The organism is Nannocystis pusilla (assembly GCF_020073745.1).
GTDB classification, from domain to species: domain Bacteria; phylum Myxococcota_A; class Polyangia; order Nannocystales; family Nannocystaceae; genus Nannocystis; species Nannocystis radixulma.
Genome location: NZ_JAIRAU010000027.1, coordinates 153830 through 175446, shown reverse-complemented (window position 1 = coordinate 175446; position 21617 = coordinate 153830). Strand labels below are relative to the sequence as shown.

Sequence of the window (21617 nt, the reverse complement as noted above, 5' to 3'; positions counted from 1 at the left end):
CCGCAGTCCGCTCGTCAACGGGTCGCCGTGGGCCCCCAACCGCGGCCCCGAGCCCGCGGCGCGGCTCGGCGCGCCGCGCTCGTTTGCCGGTCCTCGCATCTTCCCGGCGACATGACCCAAGAGACATGAGCACGCGTCCACTCGTCGACAACCCCAGGGACATACGACTGTCCCCGGCCGCCCCCGCGCGCGGTCGTCGGCCCGCCCATCACATGTCCGAACAGACACCCTCTGCGTCCCGCCGAGCCGCCCTTCACCTGTCCGCTCAGACACCCCTCTCTGCGCACGTCGAGCCCCCCTCACCTTTCCGAACAGACACCCTCTCTCTACACCGCGCCGAGCCCCCCTCACCTGTCCGAACAGACACCCTCTCTCTGCCCCCGTCGAGCCCGCCGCGCGCCTGGCGATGGCGGCCGCGGTCGCCGTCGCCGCCGCCGTCGCCCGCGGTCGTCGACACCGGCGCGGCCGTTTTTTGTTCGCCTGCGGGCCGGTGCGGCCTCACCTTCGAGGCGTGGGCCTCTTCGATCGCCTGGCCTCGATCCCGTCGCTGCGCCCGCCGTCGTGGCTGCGCACCGCGGTCAACCTGTTCGGCCACCGCCACCGGCGGCTCTGGACCGACGGCGCGCGCGCGCACATCGAGCTGCGCGCGCTCGACCGCCACGACTTCGAGCGCTTCGCCGACGCCGTCGAGGCCACCTTCGCCGGCCTCGGCGGGATCGGGGGCGTGCGGATCAACGGCCTCGTCGGCCGCCTGCTCGTCGACTACGACGCCGACGTGTGGAGCCCCGACGTCCTGGTGCGGATCGTCGACGCCATCGAGCTGCGCCTCTCGCTGCACGACCTCCCGTTCGCCGAGACGATCCCCGACTACCCGGGCGACCGCGAGCCGCTGCTGCGCAAGGCCGTCGACCTCGGCGCCGACGCCTTCGGCGTGGTCCTCGGCAGCGCCTTGCGGCTCGTCGACTTCTCGCCCAGCCGCGCCGGCTTCGACCTCGCCGCGCTGATGACCGTCGTCGACAACACCCCGCGGCTGCGCAAGCTCCTGGTCGAGCGGCTCGGCGCCGCCGCCACCGAGGTCGGCGTCGGCCTCACCAACGCCGTCGTCCAGGCCGTGGGCGTCGGGCCGATCGGCCTGCTCGTCGACATGGTCGTGCAGACCGTCAAGCTGCGGTCCGAACGGGCCCGCTGCGCCGCCTGGACCGAGCGCGAGCCCGAGCTGTGCGGCGACGGCTGCGCCCCGGCCCGGCTGGTCCCGCTGCCCCCGCGCGAGCGCCCGGTCCCGCTGCCCGACAGCATCATCGAGCGCTACGCCGACGACGCCCTGTTCGCCTCGCTCGGCGGCTTCGTCGTCGGCATCGCCGACACCCACAACCTCGAGTCCGCCCTGACCCCGCTGTTCGGCGGCCTGCCGAAGGCCGCCTTCTACGGCCGCACGATCTTCGCCGCCGAGCTCGGCGTCGCGCTCGGGCGCCGGGGCTGCCTCGTCCTGCGCAACGCCGCCGTCCGCCTGCTCGACCGCGTCGACACCCTCGTCGTCGACGCCGACGCCCTGCTCACCGCCGACCGCACCATGGCCGTCGTCGTCCCCGCGCCCGGCGTCGCCCGCGAGCCCGTCGTCCACCACGCCGGCATGCTGTTCGAAGAGACAGACTGGTCTTCCGTACATGTCCACGAGGACTGGTCGATCGGCCCGCCCGAGGCCCTCGCCCCGCCCGGCTGGGGCGGCCCGCTGCGCGCCGCCGTCGACAACTGGTCGGGCGAGTCGCTGGTCCTCGCGCGCCGCGGCGAGATCGTCGCCGCGGTCCACCTGCGGCCGGCGCTGCGCCGCGGCGCCGACGCCCTGCTGGCGGCGATCCGGCACTCGCGCCTCCACTTCGTGCTCGCCTGCGACGACCCGGCGCTGGCGCGGGTCCTCACCGCCCACGACCGGGTCGCCACCACCGACCTCGCCGACAGCGTCGACGACCTCCAGCGCCACGGCCGCGTCGTCGCCGTGCTGTCGGCCGGCGACACCGCCGCCCTCGCCGCCGCCGACGTCGGCCTCGGCCTCGCGCTGACGCGCGCCTGCCCGCCGTGGACGGCCGACATCCTCCTGCGCGACGACCTCGCCGACGCCACTTTCGTCGTCGACGCATGCATGGTCGCCCGCCAGGTCGCCGAGCAGAGCGTCGTGCTCGCCGGCGTCGGCGCCGCGCTGGGCGCCGCGCTGGCCCTCGGCGGCCTCAAGAAGACCCGCCCGCAGCAGGTCATGCTCGCCACCTACGCCGCCAGCGTGATCGCCCTCGCCAACGGCCTGCGTCGAGCTGTCCTTTTGGCCAGGCGACCGCCGCCCCCGGCCGTCGACCCGACCCCGTGGCACCGGCTCAGCCCCGAGATCGTGCTCGCGCGCCTCGGCGCCACCCTCGAGGCCGGCCTGCCCGAGTCGCTGGCGCAGCAGCGCCGCCACGAGCCGCCGCACCTGGCCTCGCGGCCCGTTCGCCTCGCCCGCGCCGTCGCCCACGAGATCGTCAACCCGCTCACCCCCGTGCTCGTCACCGGCGCCGCGCTCTCGGCCGTCACCGGCTCCTTCCTCGACGCCGGCCTCATCACCGCCGTGTTCGGCTTCAACGCCGTCATCGGCGGCGCCGAGCGCTACCAGGCCGAGGGGGCCATCGCCGCCCTGGCCGACCAGGAGCGCCCCGCCGTCCGCACCCTCCGCGGCGGCCGCGAGCGCGACGTCGCGGCCGACGACCTCGTCGAGGGCGACATCGTCGAGCTGCGCGCCGGCGACGTCGTGCCCGCCGACTGCCGCCTGCTCGCGGCCGACGATCTCGAGGTCGACGAGTCGAGCCTCACCGGCGAATCACTGCCCATCGCCAAGGATCCCGCGCCCTCCTACGCCGCCGCGATCGCCGACCGCAACAGCATGCTGTACGAGGGCACCGCGATCGCGGCCGGGCTCGCGCGCGCCGTCGTCGTCGCCACCGGCGCCGACACCGAGGCGCGCCGCGGCCTGTTCGCCCTGCGCGAGCTCAGCCCCGAGACCGGCGTCGAGGCCCGCCTGCGCCGCCTCACCGAGAGCACCCTGCCGATCGCCGGCCTCAGCGGCGCCCTGCTCGTCGGCGCCGGCCTGTTCCGCCACCAGGACATCCACGGCCTCATCGACCTCGGCGTCAGCATGACCATCGCCGCCGTCCCCGAGGGCCTCCCGCTGCTCGCCACCGTCGCCCAGCTGGCCGCCTCGCGCCGGCTGTCGCACCGCGGCGCCCTGGTCCGCAACCCGCGGACCGTCGAGGCCCTCGGCCGCCTCGACGTCCTCTGCGCCGACAAGACCGGCACCCTCACCGAGGGCCAGATCCACCTCCACGGCCTCGCCGACGCCGAGCGCAGCGCCACCCTCGACGACGGCGAGCTGCCGGGGTGGGCCCGCGCCCTGCTGGCCGCGGCCCTGCGCGCCTCGCCGCCGAGCAACGGCCGCGACGTCCTCCCGCACCCGACCGACCGCGCCGTCGTCGACGGCGGTCGCCACGCCGGCGTCGATCCCGAGCTCGACGTGCCCGGCTGGCGGCGCCTGCACGAGATGCCCTTCGAGCCAGGTCGTGGCTATCACGCCGTCCTCGGCGTCACCGACGCCGGCCTGCGCCTCACCGTCAAGGGCGCGCCCGAGGTCGTCCTGCGCCGCTGCGACCTGCCCGACGAGCAGCGCGCCGCCGTGCTCGCGCGCGCCGAGGACCTCGCCGGCGAGGGCCTGCGCGTGCTGGCGATCGCCGAGCGGCCCGCCAGCGAGGAGCGCGACCTCGACGACGCCCGCATCGATCGCCTGCGCTTCTGCGGCTTCATCACCCTCAGCGATCCGCCGCGCGCCTCCGCGGCGGCCGCGATCGCCCGCCTGCAGGAGGCCCGCGTCGACCTCATCATGATCACCGGCGACCACCCGCGGACCGCCCGCCGGATCGCCGATCAGCTCGGCCTGCTCGGCGGCCGCCAGGTCCTCACCGGCCCTGAACTCGAGGACATGTCCGACGAGACACTCGACGCCGTCCTGCCCGAGCTCGGCGTGATCGCCCGCGCCACCCCCACGCACAAGGTCCGGATCGTCAAGGCCCTGCAGCGCGCCGGGCGGGTCGTCGGCATGACCGGCGACGGGGCCAACGACGCCGCCGCGATCCGCCTCGCCGACGTCGGCATCGCCGTCGGCGCACGCGCCACCCTGGCCGCGCGCGACGCCGCCGACCTGCTGGTCGTCGACGAGCGCATCGACACCATCGTCGACGCCATCGCCGAGGGCCGCGCCATGTGGACCGCCGTGCGCGACGCCGTCGCCATCCTCACCGGCGGCAACCTCGGCGAGATCGGCTTCTCGCTGATGTCCGGCCTGCTCGGCGGCGCCCCGCTCAACGCCCGCCAGCTGCTGCTCATCAACCTCCTCACCGACGTCGCCCCGACCATGGCGATCGCCCTGCGCCCGCCCGACCCCGAGAGCTTGCGCCACCTCCTGTCCGAAGGGCCAGAGGTCGCCCTCGGCGAGGCCCTCGACCGCGACATCACCCTGCGCGCGATCACCACCGCCGGCGGCGCCGCGGCGGCCTGGATGGCCGCGCACGTGCTCCCCGGCGGCCGCCGCGGCGCCTCCACCGTCGGCCTCCTCGCCCTCGTCGGCACCCAGCTCGGCCAGACCCTCGTCGCCGGCAAGCTGACCCGCGACGTCGTCGTCACCAGCCTCGGCTCGCTCGCCGTCATGCTCGCCGTCGTCGAGACCCCCGGCCTCAGCCACCTGTTCGGCTGCCGCCCGCTCGGCCCGATCGGCCTCGGCATCGCCGCCACCTCCGCCACCACCGCCACCGCCGCCTCCGTCGTCGGCCCCCCGCTGGTCGCCCGCGCCCGCGCCAGGCTGGCCCGTCGCCGCCCGCGAGCCGAGCCGCCGCCCGACGTCGAGATCAAGCTCGGCCCCCGCGCCGCCTGAGGGACATGTCCATCGGGACATGCCTATTGAGGCATGTCCCTCAGAGCATGTCCGAATCGACACTCGCTCGCCCGACCGACCCGCCCCCGCGAGCGCGGCGGCGGCCTGTCGCCCGCGCCGATACACCTGTCCTTGCAGGCAGGTCGCCCGCGAGCCGCGGGCTCACCCGCGACTCGCGGCGCGCGCTCGCGGGTTCAGTCGAGGTGCCACTCGCCGGCCGCGAGCCACTTCAAGAACGAGCGCCCGACCACGCGGCGGCTCGGATCGTCGTGCCAGAACGACAGGATCTGCCCGTAGCGCCCGCCCTTCGCGGGCGCCAGGTCGAGCACGTCGTGGTTGCCGGCGCCGTCGTAGGTGAGGGGCACCCACTCGGGGATCCACCACTTCTGCTGGACCCCGGGCCCGGGCTCGCTGTGGGCGTTCTCGCCGAACACGCCCTTGTCGAGCAGGTCCTTCCAGATCTTCCACTCGTCGGCGATCCGCTCGAGCGACAGCAGCTCGCGGTTCTCGAGCGCGAACTGGCTGCCGCCGCCGTCGTGCGCCAAGAACCACGCCTTCACCTCGTCGGGCAGCGTCAGCGACAGCGTGTCCTCGAGCTCGGCGATCGCGGCCGGGCTCGCCCCCTCGGGCAGCTCGACCCCGGCCGCGCGCGCGCCTGCCTCGATCTGGGCGATCAGCTTGGCGTACTCGCCCTTGCCGAGCACAGCAGGATCTGATCTGTCGCTCGCGTCGGCGGTGCCTTTCTTGCTCGCCTTGCGCGCCGCCTTCTTCGCCCGCCCCGTCTTGCCCTTCTTCGGCGCCTGCGCCGGCGCCGGCGTCGCCTTCGCCGCCCCGCCCTTGCTCGCCTTCGCCGCGCCCTTCTTCGTCGCCCTGGCGGGAACGGCCTTGCTCGCCTTCGCCTTGGCCTTCACCGGCCCGGTCGCCTTCGCGCCCTTCTTCGCCTTCGCGCCCGCGCCCTTCTTCGCCTTCGCAGCCGCCTCCGCGCCAGCCGCGGCCGCCTTCTTCGCCTTCTTCGCCGTCGGCGCGGTCGCCTTCGCCAGCACGGCCTTCACCGTCGACGTCGCCGCCTCCACCGCGGCTTTCGTCGCCGTGGCCACCCGCTTCACCGCCTTGGCGAGCGTCGCCGTCCCGGCAGCGCCGGCGCTTTTCTTGCCCGCGCCCTTCCTGGTCGGCTTCGCCGGCGCCTCGCCGAGCTGCCCCGCCGCCTTGGTCCACGCCTCGACGATGTTGGCGGCGGCCTTCTGCGCCTTCTTGTCGGCCTTCTTCGCCTTCTTCGCCCCGTACGCGGCGGCGGCCTCCTCCTTGCCCGCGCCCGCCTTGCCCGCCTTGTAGGTGGACGCGACCTCGGCCGCCTTGCGGCCCACCGCGCTCTTCCCGGTCACCTTCGCCACCTTCGCCTGGTACGCCGCGGCCACGTCCGCCACTTTTGCGCTCACGCGACCCGCCTTGCCCGCCTTCGCGTACGCCGTCGCCACGTCCGCCACCTTCGCCGCGCCCTTCTTGCCGGCCGTCTTGCCGGCCTTCTTGGTGGTCGCGCCGGCGTCCGTCGCCCTGGCGGGGGCCTTCTTGGCCGCCTTCTTCGCATTCGCCGTCGCAGCATTCGCCGCGGTCGCCGCCGCCGCCGCCCGCGGCGGAGCCAGCTTGCCGCGCTTCTTCGCCGGCGCCGCCGACGTGCCCGCATTCCCGGCCTTCGCCTTCGCCGCCGCGCCTGCGCTCGCCGTCGGCTTCACCTTCGCCGCCGGGGTGCTGACAGTCGCCGCGCCCTTCGCCGGCTTGCCCGTGGCCTTCGACTGTCCCTTCGCCTTCGCAGCCGTCTTCTTCGCCCCCGCCGTCTTCTTCGCCATTCGGGTCACCTCGTTGGACTTGTGATACACGCGGCCTCGCCCGCACCGCAAGCGCGTCAGCCCGCCCGCGCCAATCCATCGGCTGCGCCATGGGCCAGATCACCACAACGACGCCCGACGGCGCCCAGCGACCGCACGAACGACGAATCGCCGGACCTCGGACCCGCGCCCGTCTCGGGCACGGCCGGTCGACCTGACCTTTCGGTCACGAGCTCGCCACCGATTCTGCCACCAATCGGGGCCCGACGCCGGGGATCTCTCCGCCCGCTCAGCCGGCCTGCCGTCGCGCTCGCTCGACCCCGGGGACTCGCTCGATCTTCGCCAGCACCCGCACCAATTGCTCGTTGCTCGACACCTCGAGGGTCGCCGAGATCAGCGCGGTCTGTTCCTTCTTGTTCGTCGTCACCGTCGTCCCGCTGACGTTGATCCCGAGGTCGGCGAACACCTCGACCACGTCGCGCAGCAGCCCGATCCGGTCGCTGCCCTGGATCACGATCGTCACCGGATAGCGGCGGCGGTTCTCGTGGCCCCACGCGATCTCGATCAGCCGCTCCGGCTCCGGGCTGCTGACGATGTTGGGGCAATCGCGGCGGTGGATCGCGATCCCGCGGCCGCGGGTGATATAGCCGATCACCGCGTCGCCGGGCACCGGCGTGCAGCAGCGAGCCGGGTGGCTCAGCACCCCGCTCTGGCCCTCGACGCTGACCCCGCCGGCCGCCTGCGGCTTGCTCGGGGTGCGCTTCGGGCTGGTCTCGGGGACAGGTGCCGAATGCATCGAGGCCGCGGCCGCCGCCAGCCGGGCCGCCTCGGCCGCCAGCTTGGCCGCCTCCTGCTGCGCCCGCTCGGCGTCGAGGATCTTGGTCGCCACCGCCTGGGTGGCGATGTCGCCGAACCCGACCGCCGCGAACAGCTCCTCGGGCGTGTTGTGATTGGCGAACAGCTTGACGTACTCGTCGAAGCGCGGGCGCTCGACGCCGAGGCGCTTGAGCTCGCGCTCGAGCGACTCGCGGCCCTGCACGATCGCCGCGTCGCGGCCCTGCTGGCGGAACCACTGCCGGATCTTGTGGCGCGCGCTCGAGGTGATCACGTACCCGAGCTGCGGGCTGAGCCAGTCGCGGCTCGGCTGCGCCGTCTTCTGCGTCAGGATCTCGACGCGGTCGCCGGTCTGCAGCTTGTGGTCGAGCGGCACGATCTGGCCGTTCACCAGCGCCCCGCGGCAGCGGTGGCCGACGTCGGTGTGCACGCGGTAGGCGAAGTCGACCGGCGTCGCCCCGACCGGCAGGTCGATCACCGCGCCGCCCGGCGTGAACACGTAGACCTGGTCCTGGAAGATGTCGGTCTTCAGCGACTCGACCACGTCGTGCGGGTCGGTGACCTCCTTCTGCCAGTCGATCAGCTGCCGCAACCAGTTGAACTTCGCGTCGGCCAGGCGCCCGGCCTTGCGGCTCTCCTTGTAGGCCCAGTGGGCGGCCACGCCGTACTCGCCGAATTGGTGCATCTCCGCCGTGCGGATCTGGACCTCGAGCGAGCGCCCGCCGGGCCCGACGATCGCCGTGTGCAGCGACTGGTAGCCGTTCGGCTTCGGGCGCGCGATGTAATCGTCGAACTCGCCGGCGATCGGCGTCCACAGCCCGTGGACGATGCCCAGCACCGCGTAGCAGTCGGGCACCGAATCGACCAGCACCCGCACCGCGCTGACGTCGTAGATCTCCTCGAACGAGACCCGCTTGCGCTGCATCTTCTTGTAGATGCTGTAGATGTGCTTGGGTCGGCCGCTGATCTTGCCGTGGATCCCGGCCTCCTCGAGGCGCGCCTGCAGCGTCAGGATCGCGTCGCGGATCATCGCGTCGCGCTGGTCTCGCTTGGACGCCAGGGCCGCGCCGATCTGGCGGTAGATGTCCGGCTCGAGCTCGCGCAGGCACAGGTCCTCGAGCTCCCACTTCAGGTGGAAGATGCCGAGGCGGTTGGCCAGCGGCGCGTAGATCTCGAGCGTCTCGCGGGCGATCCGGCGCCGCTCGGCCTCGTCGGCGCGGCTCCGCAGCGCTCGCATGTCGCGCAGGCGCAACGCCAGGGCCACGATCACCACCCGCACGTCGGCGGCGATCGCCATGAACATCTTGCGCAGGCTCTCGCCGTCGTCGCCGGCGGTTCGGTCCCAGCGCATCGTCGCCACCCGGCGCACGCCGTCGACGATCGCCTGCGTGTCGGCCCCGAGCGCCTCGCCGATCGCCTCGACCTTGACCGCCCCCGAGACCGCCGCGTCGGCCACCATCGCGGCCGCCAGCGCCGGCGGGTCGAGCCGCAGATCGGTCAGCATGTCGGCCGCCACCACCCCGCGCTCGGCCGCCGCCGCGTCGCCCGCCGCCGCCACCTCGTGGGCCCGGGCGACCAGCGCCGCGCCCTCGGCGTAACGACCCGCGATCTTCTCCTGCACGTTGTCGAGGCTGGTCTCCGCCGACTTGACCATTGCGACCGGACAATAGGTCCTGGGCCGCCCCCTCGCCAGCGAATTCTCGCCAGGTCCGCGGCAGGACCGGCCCTGTCGCCATTCGCAGCGCGAGCTCGGCGGTGCGTGTTCAGGCCACGCGACGCCGCCCCCGCAGCCGCCGCGTCGCCGCGCCGACCCCCAGCCCGGCCGCCAGCGCGGCGACGTGGGCTGCGCCGCCGACCGGGCCGACCAGTCCCAAGAGACAGGCGCCGAGCCACGCCGCCGCCAGCACCACCTCCGCCTCCCTCGCCCCGCGCCCGCCCTCGCCCGCGGCGAAGCCGAGCAGCCCGAACGCCGGCGTCGACAGCCCGACGTATGCTGGCCCATCGAACATGTTCTGCACGACATTGCCGAAGATACCGACGCCGAGGACCATCGCCGCCAGCGCGGCGGTGCCGGCGCGCGCCTCGACCCGCCGCGCCGACTCGGGCCAGGCGACCGCCACGAACAGCAGGTGCAGCGGCCCCGAATGCAGCAGCACCGGCGTGACCCAGCGCCACGGCTCGCGCAGCGCCGACGCGAACGACCCCGCCTCGCCCGCCTCCGCGATCACGAGCCGCGCCAGCAGCGGCGCGTCCGGATCGCCGACCCGGGTCATCAGCGCCACCACCCCACAGAGCACCAGCAGCGCCCACGTCAGCGGCGTCGGCGAGCTCAGCGACCACGGCATCGCCGCCCTCGGCGCCGGCGGGAGCGCGGCGGCCACCGCCCCGCGCCGCGAAGCCGCCGCCCGGCTCTCGGCGCGGATCCGCTCCGCCTCGCGCGACACCGCGAAGCGGGCCGCGCCCGGCTCGCGGCGGAACGACGCCAGCTCGTCGCGCGCCCACGGCAGCGCGTCCTCCTCGATCACCCACACCGTCCAGCCCTCGCGCGACGGGCCCAGCCGCGCCGCGATCCCCTGCGTCAGCAGGTAGTCCGCGAAGCGCCGGGCCTGGCGCTGCTCCGAGATCGTGCCGGCGAGTCGCATGCGCGGGGCGAGAACCACCGCGAACGCCGCGCTATTTCACTCGATCTGCAGGGTCGCCGACTGCCCGTAATGATCGGACAGCTCGAAGCGACCGGCCGCGCCGAAGTCGAGCGGTTCGGTGTACTCGAGCGCGCTGGAGACCACGCGGACGTGCTGCCCGACGTCGCGGACGAAGATGTAATCGAGCCGCGCGGGGTACTCGGTCGCCCCGTACTGCCCGAAGTACAGCGAATTGCAGTCGGTCCCCGTGAACGTGTCGACCGGGATCTCCGCGCAGCGACCGGCCAGCGGATCCTTCTTGTACGGCCCGAACTCGAACGGCAGCGACAACTGCTGCATGCGGGCCACGTCCTGCGCCGGCGCCAGCGCGCTGTGGCTGTCGTACAGCCCGCCGTAGTGCAGCAACAGCGGGTACATCATCGCGTTGTGCCACCACCCCGACAGCGTCGCCTCGCCGTCGCTGCCGAAGCTGTCCTCGGGGTAATACGGCCCCGCGTTGAGGTCGCCGCCGACCAGCACCACGTCCTCGTCCGCGTGGCTGCGCGCGCGCCCGCCGAGCACCCGCGCCTGCACGTCGCGCTCCTGCCATAATTCGGGGAACGCCGTGAAGTGCGTCGCATAGAGGTGGATCCGCCGCCCCGTCGCCGCGTGCGTGAAGCTCCAGCCGAGGAGGCCGCGCTTGATCCCCGGCCCGGGGAACAGCTCGATCTCCCGCTGCGCCTCGTACTGCTCCTCCACGAACTCCTGCGCCGCCTCGGCGATCAGCGCCTCGCGCACAAGCAGGACCACCCCGTGCTGCGCGTGCTTCTCCTCGCTGCCGGCGTAGATCGCGTAGCCCTGCGCCTTCGCCTCCGCCGCGAAGCGCTCGACGTCGACCAACTCCCACACCTCTTGCAGGAACAGCACGTCCCAGCCGTCGCCGAGCAGCCGCGCCGCCGTCTCGGCCCGCCGCTCGCGGTACTTCGGCACGCCCACGTGCGTGAACGGGTACCAGCGGCTCAGCAGCCCGGTGTTGTACGTCAGCACCTTCAGCGTCGTCGGCTCGGCCAGCGGCGGCAACGCGGCGTGCTCGCTCGCCTGCGCCGCCAGCAGCTCCGACGGATCGGGCGCCGTCGTGAAGCGCAGCCGCTCGGCGAAGAACAGGTCGCTCGCGCGCAGCGTGTCGCCGTCTTCCAGCGCCGCCGCCAGGTGCTGCAGGATCGGGCTGTCGATCAGCAGCACGTCGTCCTCGGGCCGGCTGCCGAGGTCGTTCGGGATCTCGTCGTCGGCGCAGGCCGGCGCGAGCGTCAACAGGGCGGCGATCGTGAGGCGGTGCGCGTGCATCGTGTCCTCCCGTCAGAACCTTCCGGCCAGCCCCAGCCCCGCGAAGCCCGGGCCCAGGCTCGGCGCCACGCTGACCTTCGCCGCGGCCTTCGAACAACCTGTCCCGTAGGCCAGGTGCGCCGCACCGGCGAAGATCGCCCCGGTCCCGATCCAGAACGTCGTCTCGAGCGTCGTGTAGGCGCAGCGATTGCTCGGGCACGCCTCGGCGATCGGCAGGAACAGCGCCCGCGACAGCGCCCACAGCCCGAGCCCGCCGGACAACAGCCCGATCCCGACCAGGCGCATGCGCTTCGCGTCGCGCACCTTCCCGAGCCGCGCCTCGTGGCCGCCGCGCCGGTAGGCCCCCGCCGTCAGCAGGCCGAGACCTGGCCCGAAGAACATCAGGTTGTTCCAGTTGGTCACGAACACCAGGTTGGCCGTGCTCCAGCGCGCGAACGGATCGGTCGGCACGATCTGCGCCGCGGTCGACCAGTACACCTCGAGCCCGATCCGCCCGACCACGCCGAGCCCCGTGAGCACACCGCCCGCGATCAGCAGCCCGCGTCCCGTCTTCGCCCGCGTCGCCGGCGACGTCGCCGGCGGCCGCGCGATCGCCCCGTCCGCCCCGGTCACGTCGGCCGTCGCCGCCGGGGCCGGCACCACCGCGCCCGCGCCCTCGCCGGAGTCCGCGGGCGCCTCGGCCGGCGAGGCGAGCGCGACAGCGAGGAGGAAGCTCGGCCCGATCATGGCGCCCCGCGACGATACCGGCTCCGTCGCGCGCTGTCATGCCGGACCGCGATGCGCAAACTCGCGCCGCACGCCCGCGCCCGCCGCTCGCCTCCTCGCCGTTTGCAGGACAGGTCCCGCCGGCCCACTCCCTCGCGCGAATCGGAGCCATCACCTTTAGACATGTTCAAGTAAACATGTCTCTACAAACATATCAGCGGCCCGACGATGGTGCACTCGTCCGCGTAGGACTCGCATTCGAACAGCGGGCCGAGGACGGCCGGCCCCTCCTATCAGGAATTCAAGGCAACAGGCGACCTGCGGCCGCGCGCCGGGCTTCGACCGGCCGGCAAGGCGCGAGGATGGATGTCCCTTTCGCCATGTCCTCAGCGACATCCACTCGCGCGTCGCCGCCGTCGCCACCGCAAGCACGCGCCGATCACCCACGCGGACCCGGGCTCGCCGACCGCACAGCCGCGCTGGGCCACCGGCGGCGGCTCCTGCGGCTGCGCCGGCGCGGGCGTCTCGCTCGCAGGTGGCTCGCTCGCGGGCGCCTCGGTTTCCGCGACAGGCTCCGCCGGGCTCGCCGCGCACGCCAGCATCACGTCGATCGCCGCCGTCGTGATCACCTGCTTGCGATCGGGCGTCGCCACCTCGATCTCCACGCGATGCAGCCCCGGCGCCAGCCCGCCGACCGACCCGCCCTGGCTCGTCACGATCTTCTCCGCCTCGGGGCTGCGCTGGCACACCGTGAACACCAGATCGGTGCCGGCGCCCCCGGTCCACGCGCGCCCCGGATCGATCTGCTCGCAGTTGTCGTGCCGCGGCGCCCACGGCTGTCCGTCCACGCGGGTCGCAAAGACCAGGTGGTCGCGCAGCGGCTCTACCTCGGGCGGAATTTCGACCCGCAGCGCCACCCCGGTCGCCCCCACCCCCTCCGCGCAGATGCCAGGCGCCGCGATCGACAGCTCCTGCTCGGCGGGCGCTCCCGCCTGCAAGGTCGCCTGCGTCAGCTTCAGCGGCGCCGCTGCGATCGTGACCGCCGTCGTCGTCTCCGACGGCGGCAGGTCCGCTGCCTTGATCACCTTGCGCTTCTCGGTCGCCAGCGGTCCCTCGCGGACCGTCACCTCGTACACCTGCCCCGGCTTGAATTTCCCCGCCGGGACGATCCACTCGATGCCGCCCTCACCGCCGGCGATCGAGTGCTTCACCGGCACCTTGCGCTGCTTCTCGACCCGCACCACGGTCACCCGATCGGTCGAGCCCGCGAGCGGCTCGGCGCCCGTCCACGCGAACCCGCGCGCCTCCGGCGGGAGCCTCCCGTCCGCCCCGAGGTACAGCCGGCCCGTACCGAGCCGCGTCCCCGCACACGAGCACGCCTGCGCCTCGCGTTCGCCGATCACCGCCAGCGCCGCGCTCGCCACGATCACCATCCACGCCGCACGCACCCCGCGATGGCAGCACGACCTCCCGGGCGCGTCAACCACGAACACACGGGCATGTCCCCGACCCCACCAGACCGGGCGCCCGGGCATGCCCTTCGGAACATGCCCGGAACGTCATGTCCGGAGGGTCAGCTCGCGCGCCGGCGGCGGCGCCAGGCCAGCAGACCGGCCAGGCCGAGCACCCCGGCGAACCCGGGGTCACCCACCGAGCAGCCCTTCTTGGCGACCGGCGGCGGCTCCTCGCTGGGCGGCGGCGGCAGGGACGGCAGCGGCTCCTCGCTGGGCGGCGGCTCGGGGGCAGCGCAGGCGAACTCGAGCTCGACCGCCGGCGTCGTGATCACCACCGCGCGGTCCGGCGACGCCACCTCGACCTCGACCTTGTGCTTGCCCGGCTGCGGGTGTCCGCCGGCCGACTCGCCCTGCTCGCAGGTGGCGAACACCACGTCCTCGCCGGCCGCGCCGGCCCACGTGCGGCCCGGCTCGATCGGCGCGCACAGGTTCTTGAGCTGCGTCCACGGCTGGCCGTCGACGCGTGTCTCATAGACCAGGTAGTCGCGCAGCGGCTCCGCCTCGGGCGGCAGCTCGACCTTGATCGCCGCCGCCGACGCGCGGATCTCCGCCTCGCAGCTGGCGCCGTGCGCCACCGTCACGCCCCTCTGCTCCGGCGCGCCGGCCTGCAGCGTCGCCTCCGCCAGCTTCAGCGGCTCGGCGCCGATCGTCACCGTCGTCGTCACCTCGGCCGGCGGCAGGTCGGCCGGCGCGTCGGCCCCGAGCTCCTTGCGCTGCTTGGCCGCGGCCTCGCTCTCGCGCACCGTCACCTCGTAGACCTGACCCGGCTTGAACTTCGCCGCCGGCATGATGATCTCGAGCGGACCCTTGGCCTCGATCGTGTGCTTCACCGGCACCTTCTTCTTGCCGTCCACGCGCACCACCGTCACGCGGCCCTTCGAGCCGGCCAGCGGCTCGGGCCCGGTCCACGGGAACCCGGTCGCGTCGGCCGGCAGCGCCCCGTTCGCGCCGACGTAGAGGCGGCCGCCGCCGAACACCTGTAGCATGCACGAGCAGGCCTTCGCCTCGCTCTCGGCCACGAACGCCAGGGTCAAGCTCGCAAGAATCACCAATCGCATGAGTCGCATCGCGGGGGACTGGACCACGGTTGCTGCGGCCCGTCAACCACGGGGCCGTGCTATCTTCTGGATCAGTGCGCTGGATCTCCCTCGCTGTCTCCGCCCTCGCCCTCACGATGATCTCCGGCTGCGCCGGAGCTCGCAGCCTCCGCGCCGACGCTCGCGTCGAGCTCGACGCGCTCGCCAGACGCGGCGCCGTGCAGCCCGGAGCGCCGGTGACGACGGCTGTGCTCGCTCCGTTCGCCGCCCGCTTCACCGAGGCCCGCGTCATCGGCCTCGGACGTCCGCTCGCCGGCGGCCACGAGTTCGTGGTCCTCGCGCGCGACCTCTTCCTCGCGCTCGTCCGCGATCACGGCGTCACCGGCCTCGCGCTCGACGTCAGCATCCAGTCCGGCTTCGCCCTCGACGCCTGGGCCACCGCCGCCGGCGAGCCCGACCTCGACGCGCTCGACGCCATCCTCCTCGACCTCGAGGAGCCCGCGCTGCGCACCGCCGAGTTGCGCGAATTCATCGCCGCCGTGCGGGCCCACAACGCGGCTGTCCCGAAGACCATCTTGCGCGTGCACGGCACCGACCCCGGCGAGCTCGACGCGGTCGCGCGCGGCTTCGTCGCCTACCTCGAGCAGGTCGAGCCCGATCACGCCGCGCCGGCCACCGCGATCCTCCGCGGCGGCGACGGCCCCGCGCTGACCGCCCTGCTCAAGCGGCTCGACGAGCAGCGCCCCGCCTACGTCGAGCGCAGCTCCGCCTCGGCCTACGCGCGCGCGCGCATGCAGGCCGAGGCCGCCGTCCAGCTGCTCGATCAGGCCGAGAGCTGGGCCTTCGACGCCCCCGAATTCCACCGCGCGCGCAACCTCGACCTCGCGCTGCAGCTCGGCGGAGCCGGCAACAAGCTGTTCTTCTGGGGCGAGAATCGGCGCGCCGCCGCCGACGTCCCCGGCGGCGCGCCCTCGGTCGGCGAGTACCTGCGGCAGTGGCACGGCCGCGGCTACGTCGGACTCGGCGGCCTGTTCGTCCGCGGCCGCGCCCTGCTCGAGCGCAGCGATTCGCGCCTGTGCCCGCTCGATCTACCACCTGCCCCTTCGGGCAGCTTCGACGCCGTGTTCGCCGACCTCGCCGGCCCCGCGCTGCTGTCGGTCCCCGAGCTCCTGGACAGCCCCGACCTCGCGCGGGCGCTCGGCGGCAAACCTGCCATTCGCGCGATCGAGGGCGCGTACGAGCCCGCCGACGCCGCCCGCTACACCGACCAGTACAAGTCGCTCGCCGCCGCCTTCGACGGCCTGCTCGTCGTGCCCACGGTGTCGGCCGCCGCCCTCGCGCCCGGCCTCGGTCGCCCCGGCCCCGACGGCTGCGTCGAACTGCTGTGATTCGCCGCCCGCACGGCGCGGCGGCTCGTCGCGGCCGGTGAATCATCACACCGCCGCGGCACCCCGCCGACCTCCTCTGCCGACGCGAGCGATGCATCGCCGCCGCGGCGATAGGCATTCACACGCTGCACACCTCGTCCTCGCGCGCCCGGAGGTCGAGTTCGCGCTCGTCACGTCCCATGGTCAATCGACGGTCGCGCGATAATAGTGGATTGACTTTCGCCCCGCCGCTCGCGTAGGCTTGCCCTCCCTGGGTATCCCCATGTCGCTCGACGCCCGCGATCTCCCCTGCGCTTCCTCGTACGCCCCGGCCTCCCCGGCCGCAGCGCGCGTGCCAGGAGCGTACCAAGCGGCATCGGCGACAGTTCGCTGATTAGCCGAATCATCAGGGTGCGCGACCGTCCGGCGAGGACGGCCGCGCGGATGGGCGTGTCCGGGTATCGGCGTGTCCGTCGATTGCAGGGACCTTTGGGTCCACGAAAGTACAGGTGCATCATGTCCAGCTTCGCTGTTCAGGTCGTTCGTGTGGTCATTGAGCCGCACGGCAACGCCGACGCCCTCGAGATCGCCCGCGTCGGCGATTACCGATCGATCGTCCGCAAGGGCCAGTTCGCCGACGGGGACCTCGTCGCCTACATCCCGGAGCAGGCGATCGTCCCCGACCCGCTGCTCGACGAGCTCGGCCTGCGCGGCCGGCTGGCGGGCAAGGAGGCGAACCGGGTCAAGGCGATCAAGCTGCGGGGCGTGCTGTCGCAGGGCCTCGTCTATCCGGCCCGCGCCACCTGGTCCGAGGGACAGGATGTCACCGCCGAGCTCGGCATCGTCAAGTACGAGCCGGCCGTGCCGTCGCACATGAGCGGCCACGTCTACGGCGCCGGCCCCGACCGCTGCATCAAGTACGACATCGAGAACGTCAAGCGCTACCCCGACGTCCTGGTCGAGGGCGAGCCGGTGGTCTTCACCGAGAAGATCCACGGCACGTGGTGCCAGCTCGGGCTCATCCCGGGCGACGCCGCCGGCGAGCACGGCCCGCTGATCGTCAGCTCCAAGGGTCTGGCCGCCAAGGGCCTCGCGTTCACCGCCTCGGCGCCCGAGAACGCCCACAACCTCTACCTGTGGGTCGCCCGTCACCTCGACTTCGAGGCCCGGGTCGCGCGGGTGTTCGCCGACCAACTCGCCGCCGGCCGTCCGGTGTTCGTGCTCGGCGAGGTGTTCGGGGCCGGCGTTCAGGACCTGTCCTATGGTTCCAAGACCGATCAGGACCGCAACCTCGGGTTCCGCGTGTTCGACGTCTACGCCGGCTGGTTCGGCCAGGGCGAGTTCCTGTCCGACGCCGACCTCCAGGCCGCCTGCGCCGCCCTCGAGCTGCCGCGCGTGCCTGTCCTCTACCGCGGCCCGTTCACCCGCGCCGTGATGGAGGAGCACACCGACGGCCGCGAGACCGTGTCCGGTCAGGGCCTCCACGTCCGCGAGGGTATCGTCATCCGCCCGCAGCTCGAGCGCCGTCACCCGGAGCTCGGCCGCGTCCAGCTCAAGAGCGTGTCCGAGAAGTACCTGCTCCGCAGCGGCGGCACCGAGTACAACTGAAACCGACCGCGGCGCGCGGCACTTTTGCGCGCCGCGGACCCCTGCTTCCATTCGCGAATCGCGCCCCCGTGATTCGGGGGCGGAGCGGGGGGTCCGGGGAGGGGTCGGCGACGGATCGGCATCTGGATGGGCGCTCGCGCCTCGCGCCCGTCTCGCCTCGAATTCGTCGCCGTCCGCTTCCCCGGACCCCTGGCCGCAGCCGTGACGGGCCGACGCACCGCCATCGGCTTGGGCGCCACATGTCCCATGAGACATATCCCGAGTTTGCACGGACGCCGCCTCCCGTCATTCGCCGCGGGCCTTCCGGGAGCGCCTCGACGAATGGGCCTGCCCGCCGATCTCGCGCCATTCGCGGCGCGTCGCCGGCGGGCTCGACCGTGGCGCCGATGCGGACAGCGCCGGCCCGGCCGGACCCCGCCCTCGTCCTCGCTCCCTCGCTGCGAGCGGACAGAATGGCGTGAGGACGCTGTTGCAGCGCGAGCACGCCCCGCCTCGCATCATGCGCGCGCCACCCCGCCCGCGATGCGCGGTTGCTGCCGCGGGAGACGGCGGTATCCTTGGCCGATGCCCTCGTTCCATGTCGGTCGTGCGACGCGGCGCTGGTCCGCCGCAGCCCTGTTCGCCCTCGTCGTCGCCGCGAGCGGCCCCGCCCGCGCCGATGCCATCGAGATCCCGCCGAGCTGCCCGGAGGGCGCGATGCCGGACGGGTGCCACAGCGGTCCGTACTGCAAGCTGCGCGAGTGTGTCGACGCGAGTTGTCCCGAAGGACATGTCTGTAAGGACCTCCAGATGTGCGTCGAGTCGTTCACGTGCGGCGGCGGCGGGTGGACCGGCGACAGCTTCGACGTCGACAACGTCCTCGGGCCGTGCGACCCCGACAACACCTGCACCAAGGGCACGTGCAAGTCGGTCAAGGCGTGCGCCAAACCCCCCGCGCCGACCAGCGACACCGCGAATGACACGGGCGATGCGGGCGCCGGCGGTCCCGCCGAACCCGCCCCGGCCGGCGACCCGGTGAGGCAACTCGGCTGCCATGGCTGCCACACCGGCGGCGACGGCTCCCCTGCCCTCCTCCTGCTGGCCGCGCTCGCCCTGACCCGACGTCGCCGCGACCGCTGAGCCCCGCGCTCGCGCGAATGGCCGCGAACCCGCGTCAGCGCCGGCCCTTGCCGTTGGCCCACGCCGTGTAGTCGACGAGCGGGTTGAACAGCGGCCCGCGGTTCGGCGTGCCGAAGTGGATCGTCGGCGCCGTGCCGCGAGCGAGCAGGGTGACCAGGCGTTCGACCGTCGCCGCGCCCGGCAGCAGCATCGCCGTCGGATCGTCGAGGTCGGCCGGCGAGGTCCCGTACTCGCGCTCGGCCCGGCGCTGCTCCTCGTACGAATCGGCGATCTTCAGCGGCAACCACCGCTGCGGCGGGCCCTGCGGCGCGAACGCCCGCCACGCCACGGCGATCAGCGCCTCCTCGTCGATCATGAAGCAGTGACACGCCTCGGCCCGGTCGATCCACAGCCCCAGCATCTGCCGCGGCCCGAACCCGAATTGCGTGCACACGTGGACGGTGACCGGGCACGTATCCGCGGCCGCCCACACGTCGCGCAATTCCTCGAGGCGATCGAAGCCCGCCTCGGCCGTCAGCGTGCGCCGCTCCAGCGCCCCGCGCAGCGCCTCCGGGGCGGCCGGCCGCGGCAGCGCCGGCTCGGGCGATGCGACCACCAGGCGCAGCTCCCACTCCCGCGCCAATCGCCGCAGCGCCGGCCAGTGCCTGTCGAGCTTCACGTCGCTGCGCAGCGCGAGATAGATCGGCTCCCGCGGGTGCGCGCCGCCCCACATCCGCCGCTGGTCCGCGAGCCGCTCCACGTCGCGCGCGAGATCGGGCCACTCGTCGTCGGACGGCGGACCGTAGAGGATCGCCCCGGGCTCGGCCCCGTGCATCGGCTGCCCGGCCGACGACACCGGCAGCGGCCAGCCCTCGCGCTGCGCGTGCGGATGCGCGAGGCGCCGCTCGAGCTCCGCGAAGCTCCCGCGCATCCGCTCGACCTGCTCCCCGCACGTCCCCAGCGTGATCGCCGGCGGGGTGAGTGCCGCCCCGAACAACGGCAGCGTGAACGCGAGGGCGCGGAGGAGCAGGCGTGCGCGCGGCATATCCCGGCGGGAACGCAGGCCGCGGCCCTCCGATCTCGCGCCCCGTGATCCCGATCGCCGGCCCGACCGGACATGTCCGAACGGACATCTGATTCCCGTCCGCACCGATCGTCCCACACTGTCCGCGCCGCCCCGCGCGGTCACGAACGCCGCGTCACAGGCGACCGCGGACCACAACCACGGCAGTCGGCGCACGGGAATCCCGGGAGCGGCGCCCCACGGGCCGCCGCCCCGAATCATCGCACCGACCGCAACCCGAATTGCGCTACCAAGAAACTGGCCTTCGGTCGGAGGGACGTCCGGTCGTCGGGGTCATGCGGCCGGCCGGAGCTCGACCTCATAACCCAGGCTGGCCAGGCGTTTGGTGAGTTTGGCGACGGTGTGGGTCTGGTCCTTGCGTTCGAAGAAGTTGTTCCCGAGATCGCGGAACCGGCACTGCGTCGACAGGATGGCGTGGACGGCCGTGAGGATGGACGCGGCGACTGCGATGATGGCCTTTCCTGGTCCGCGTCGGGCACGAAGCCGCCAGAACTGGGCGTGGAGGTAGCCGCGCTTCTTGCACCGGACCCCCGCCCAAGCGGCCTGGCACAGAGCCGACTTGAGCCACTTGTTGCCGTCGCGGATCTTCGTCGAACGCCGCTTGCCGGCGCTCTCGTCCATGCGCGGGCACAAGCCCGCCCATGACACGAGGTGGCCCGGCGTCTTGAAGCGGCTCATGTCGGCGCCAACCTCCGCGACGACGACCCGCGCGGTGCCGTCGCCCAGACCCGGGATGGTCTTCAGGAGCGCGACAGCATCAGCGAAAGGGAGCAACGCCTCGTCGATATCTTTCTCGAGGTCCGCCAGCGTCCGCTCGAGGGCATCGATGATGCTGAGGTGACTACGGATCAGCTTCCGGGTCGCAAGACTGACTCGCCCCTCGAGAGCCTCCGCGAGCTGCTCTGGCGTCGCCTTGACCCCTTTGGCGAGGGCCGCGAGCTTGCGGGGCTCGGTCTGTCCGCCGACGATCGCGTCGATGATCCGCCGGCCGCTCTTGCCCATGATATCGGAGAGCACCGAGTCGAGACGGACGTTCGCGGCCTGGAGGTGCTTCTGGATCCGCTGCACGTGCTGAACTCGCTCGCGGGTGAGCTGCTTGGCCGTCCGCGTCAGATCCCGCAGCCCGGCGATCGGGGCGTCAGGGACGAAGCTGGCCTCGACGAGCCCATGCGCGAGGAGGTCGGCGAGCCACTCCGCATCCTTCACGTCCGTCTTGCGCCCCGGCACGTTCTTGACGTGTCGCGGGTTCGCCAGGATGAGCTCGAATTGGTCGCCGAGGATGTTCCAGACCGGCTTCCAGAACACGCCCGTCGACTCCATCACGACGTGCGTCGTCCCCGTCTCCTCGAGCCACGCCGAGAGCCTGAGCAACTCGCGGGTCGTGGAGCCGAAGCTCTCTACCTCCTTGATGGTGTTCTTGCCGCGGGCGACCCGGCGACAAGCGACGATGACGTCTTTGTGGACGTCGAGACCCGCACAACTGCTGTGAAGGACCTGCATGACAACCTCCTCCATGAGGCATCGGCGTGAGATCTCGGACGGTAGAAATCTACCAAACGTGCTTCGGCGCCCCTAAACGGGCGCCTTGCGACACTCAAGGGTGCTCTCGAGATCTCGGGGACAGACTCACTCACGGGCTT

13 protein-coding genes are annotated in these 21617 nt (G+C 73.1%); 4 read left to right on the top strand and 9 right to left on the bottom strand.

What is annotated here, in order from left to right:
* The first annotated feature begins 511 nt into the window (after positions 1–511).
* A complete protein-coding gene (locus K7C98_RS44895; RefSeq protein WP_224193206.1) occupies positions 512–4942 on the top strand; it encodes a cation-translocating P-type ATPase in 4431 nt (1476 codons plus the stop codon).
* 194 nt (positions 4943–5136) lie between these two features.
* Here the strand turns inward: K7C98_RS44895 and K7C98_RS19550 are convergent, their stop codons facing one another.
* The 7 genes from K7C98_RS19550 to K7C98_RS19520 all read right to left on the bottom strand — a co-directional run bounded on the left by K7C98_RS19550 (position 5137) and on the right by K7C98_RS19520 (position 14850).
* On the bottom strand, positions 5137–6786 hold the full coding sequence (locus K7C98_RS19550; protein WP_224193205.1) for an SMI1/KNR4 family protein: 1650 nt from the start codon (positions 6784–6786) through the stop codon (positions 5137–5139).
* A 268-nt stretch (positions 6787–7054) separates the two neighbouring features.
* On the bottom strand, positions 7055–9253 hold the full coding sequence (locus K7C98_RS19545; RefSeq protein WP_224193204.1) for a RelA/SpoT family protein: 2199 nt from the start codon (positions 9251–9253) through the stop codon (positions 7055–7057).
* Between the two features lie 109 nt (positions 9254–9362).
* Complete coding sequence (locus tag K7C98_RS19540; protein WP_224193203.1) at positions 9363–10241, bottom strand: rhomboid family intramembrane serine protease; 879 nt, start codon at positions 10239–10241, stop codon at positions 9363–9365.
* A gap of 36 nt (positions 10242–10277) precedes the next feature.
* Positions 10278–11564, bottom strand: coding sequence for an endonuclease/exonuclease/phosphatase family protein (locus tag K7C98_RS19535; protein WP_224193202.1), 1287 nt, complete (start codon positions 11562–11564; stop codon positions 10278–10280).
* 12 nt (positions 11565–11576) lie between these two features.
* Positions 11577–12290: a hypothetical protein gene (locus tag K7C98_RS19530; RefSeq protein WP_224193201.1), complete on the bottom strand. Its 714-nt coding sequence runs from the start codon at positions 12288–12290 to the stop codon at positions 11577–11579.
* 365 nt (positions 12291–12655) lie between these two features.
* On the bottom strand, positions 12656–13717 hold the full coding sequence (locus tag K7C98_RS19525; protein WP_224193200.1) for a hypothetical protein: 1062 nt from the start codon (positions 13715–13717) through the stop codon (positions 12656–12658).
* Positions 13718–13842: 125 nt separating this feature from the next.
* Positions 13843–14850 (bottom strand): hypothetical protein, encoded by a 1008-nt coding sequence (locus K7C98_RS19520; RefSeq protein ID WP_224193199.1) that lies wholly within the window; start codon positions 14848–14850, stop codon positions 13843–13845.
* A gap of 65 nt (positions 14851–14915) precedes the next feature.
* On the opposite strand from K7C98_RS19520, the gene K7C98_RS19515 reads away from it, so the two are divergent.
* The 3 genes from K7C98_RS19515 to K7C98_RS19505 all read left to right on the top strand — a co-directional run bounded on the left by K7C98_RS19515 (position 14916) and on the right by K7C98_RS19505 (position 18914).
* Positions 14916–16208, top strand: coding sequence for an erythromycin esterase family protein (locus K7C98_RS19515; RefSeq protein WP_224193198.1), 1293 nt, complete (start codon positions 14916–14918; stop codon positions 16206–16208).
* Between the two features lie 495 nt (positions 16209–16703).
* Complete coding sequence (locus K7C98_RS19510) at positions 16704–17795, top strand: RNA ligase (ATP) (protein ID WP_224193197.1); 1092 nt, start codon at positions 16704–16706, stop codon at positions 17793–17795.
* Between the two features lie 564 nt (positions 17796–18359).
* Positions 18360–18914, top strand: a complete 555-nt coding sequence (locus K7C98_RS19505; protein WP_224193196.1) for an MYXO-CTERM sorting domain-containing protein — start codon at positions 18360–18362, stop codon at positions 18912–18914.
* A 34-nt stretch (positions 18915–18948) separates the two neighbouring features.
* Here the strand turns inward: K7C98_RS19505 and K7C98_RS19500 are convergent, their stop codons facing one another.
* Together K7C98_RS19500 and K7C98_RS19495 are read right to left on the bottom strand one after the other, a co-directional pair.
* Positions 18949–19938, bottom strand: coding sequence for a hypothetical protein (locus tag K7C98_RS19500; protein ID WP_224193195.1), 990 nt, complete (start codon positions 19936–19938; stop codon positions 18949–18951).
* Positions 19939–20250: 312 nt separating this feature from the next.
* Positions 20251–21477, bottom strand: coding sequence for an IS110 family transposase (locus tag K7C98_RS19495; RefSeq protein ID WP_224193194.1), 1227 nt, complete (start codon positions 21475–21477; stop codon positions 20251–20253).
* Positions 21478–21617 lie beyond the last annotated feature (140 nt).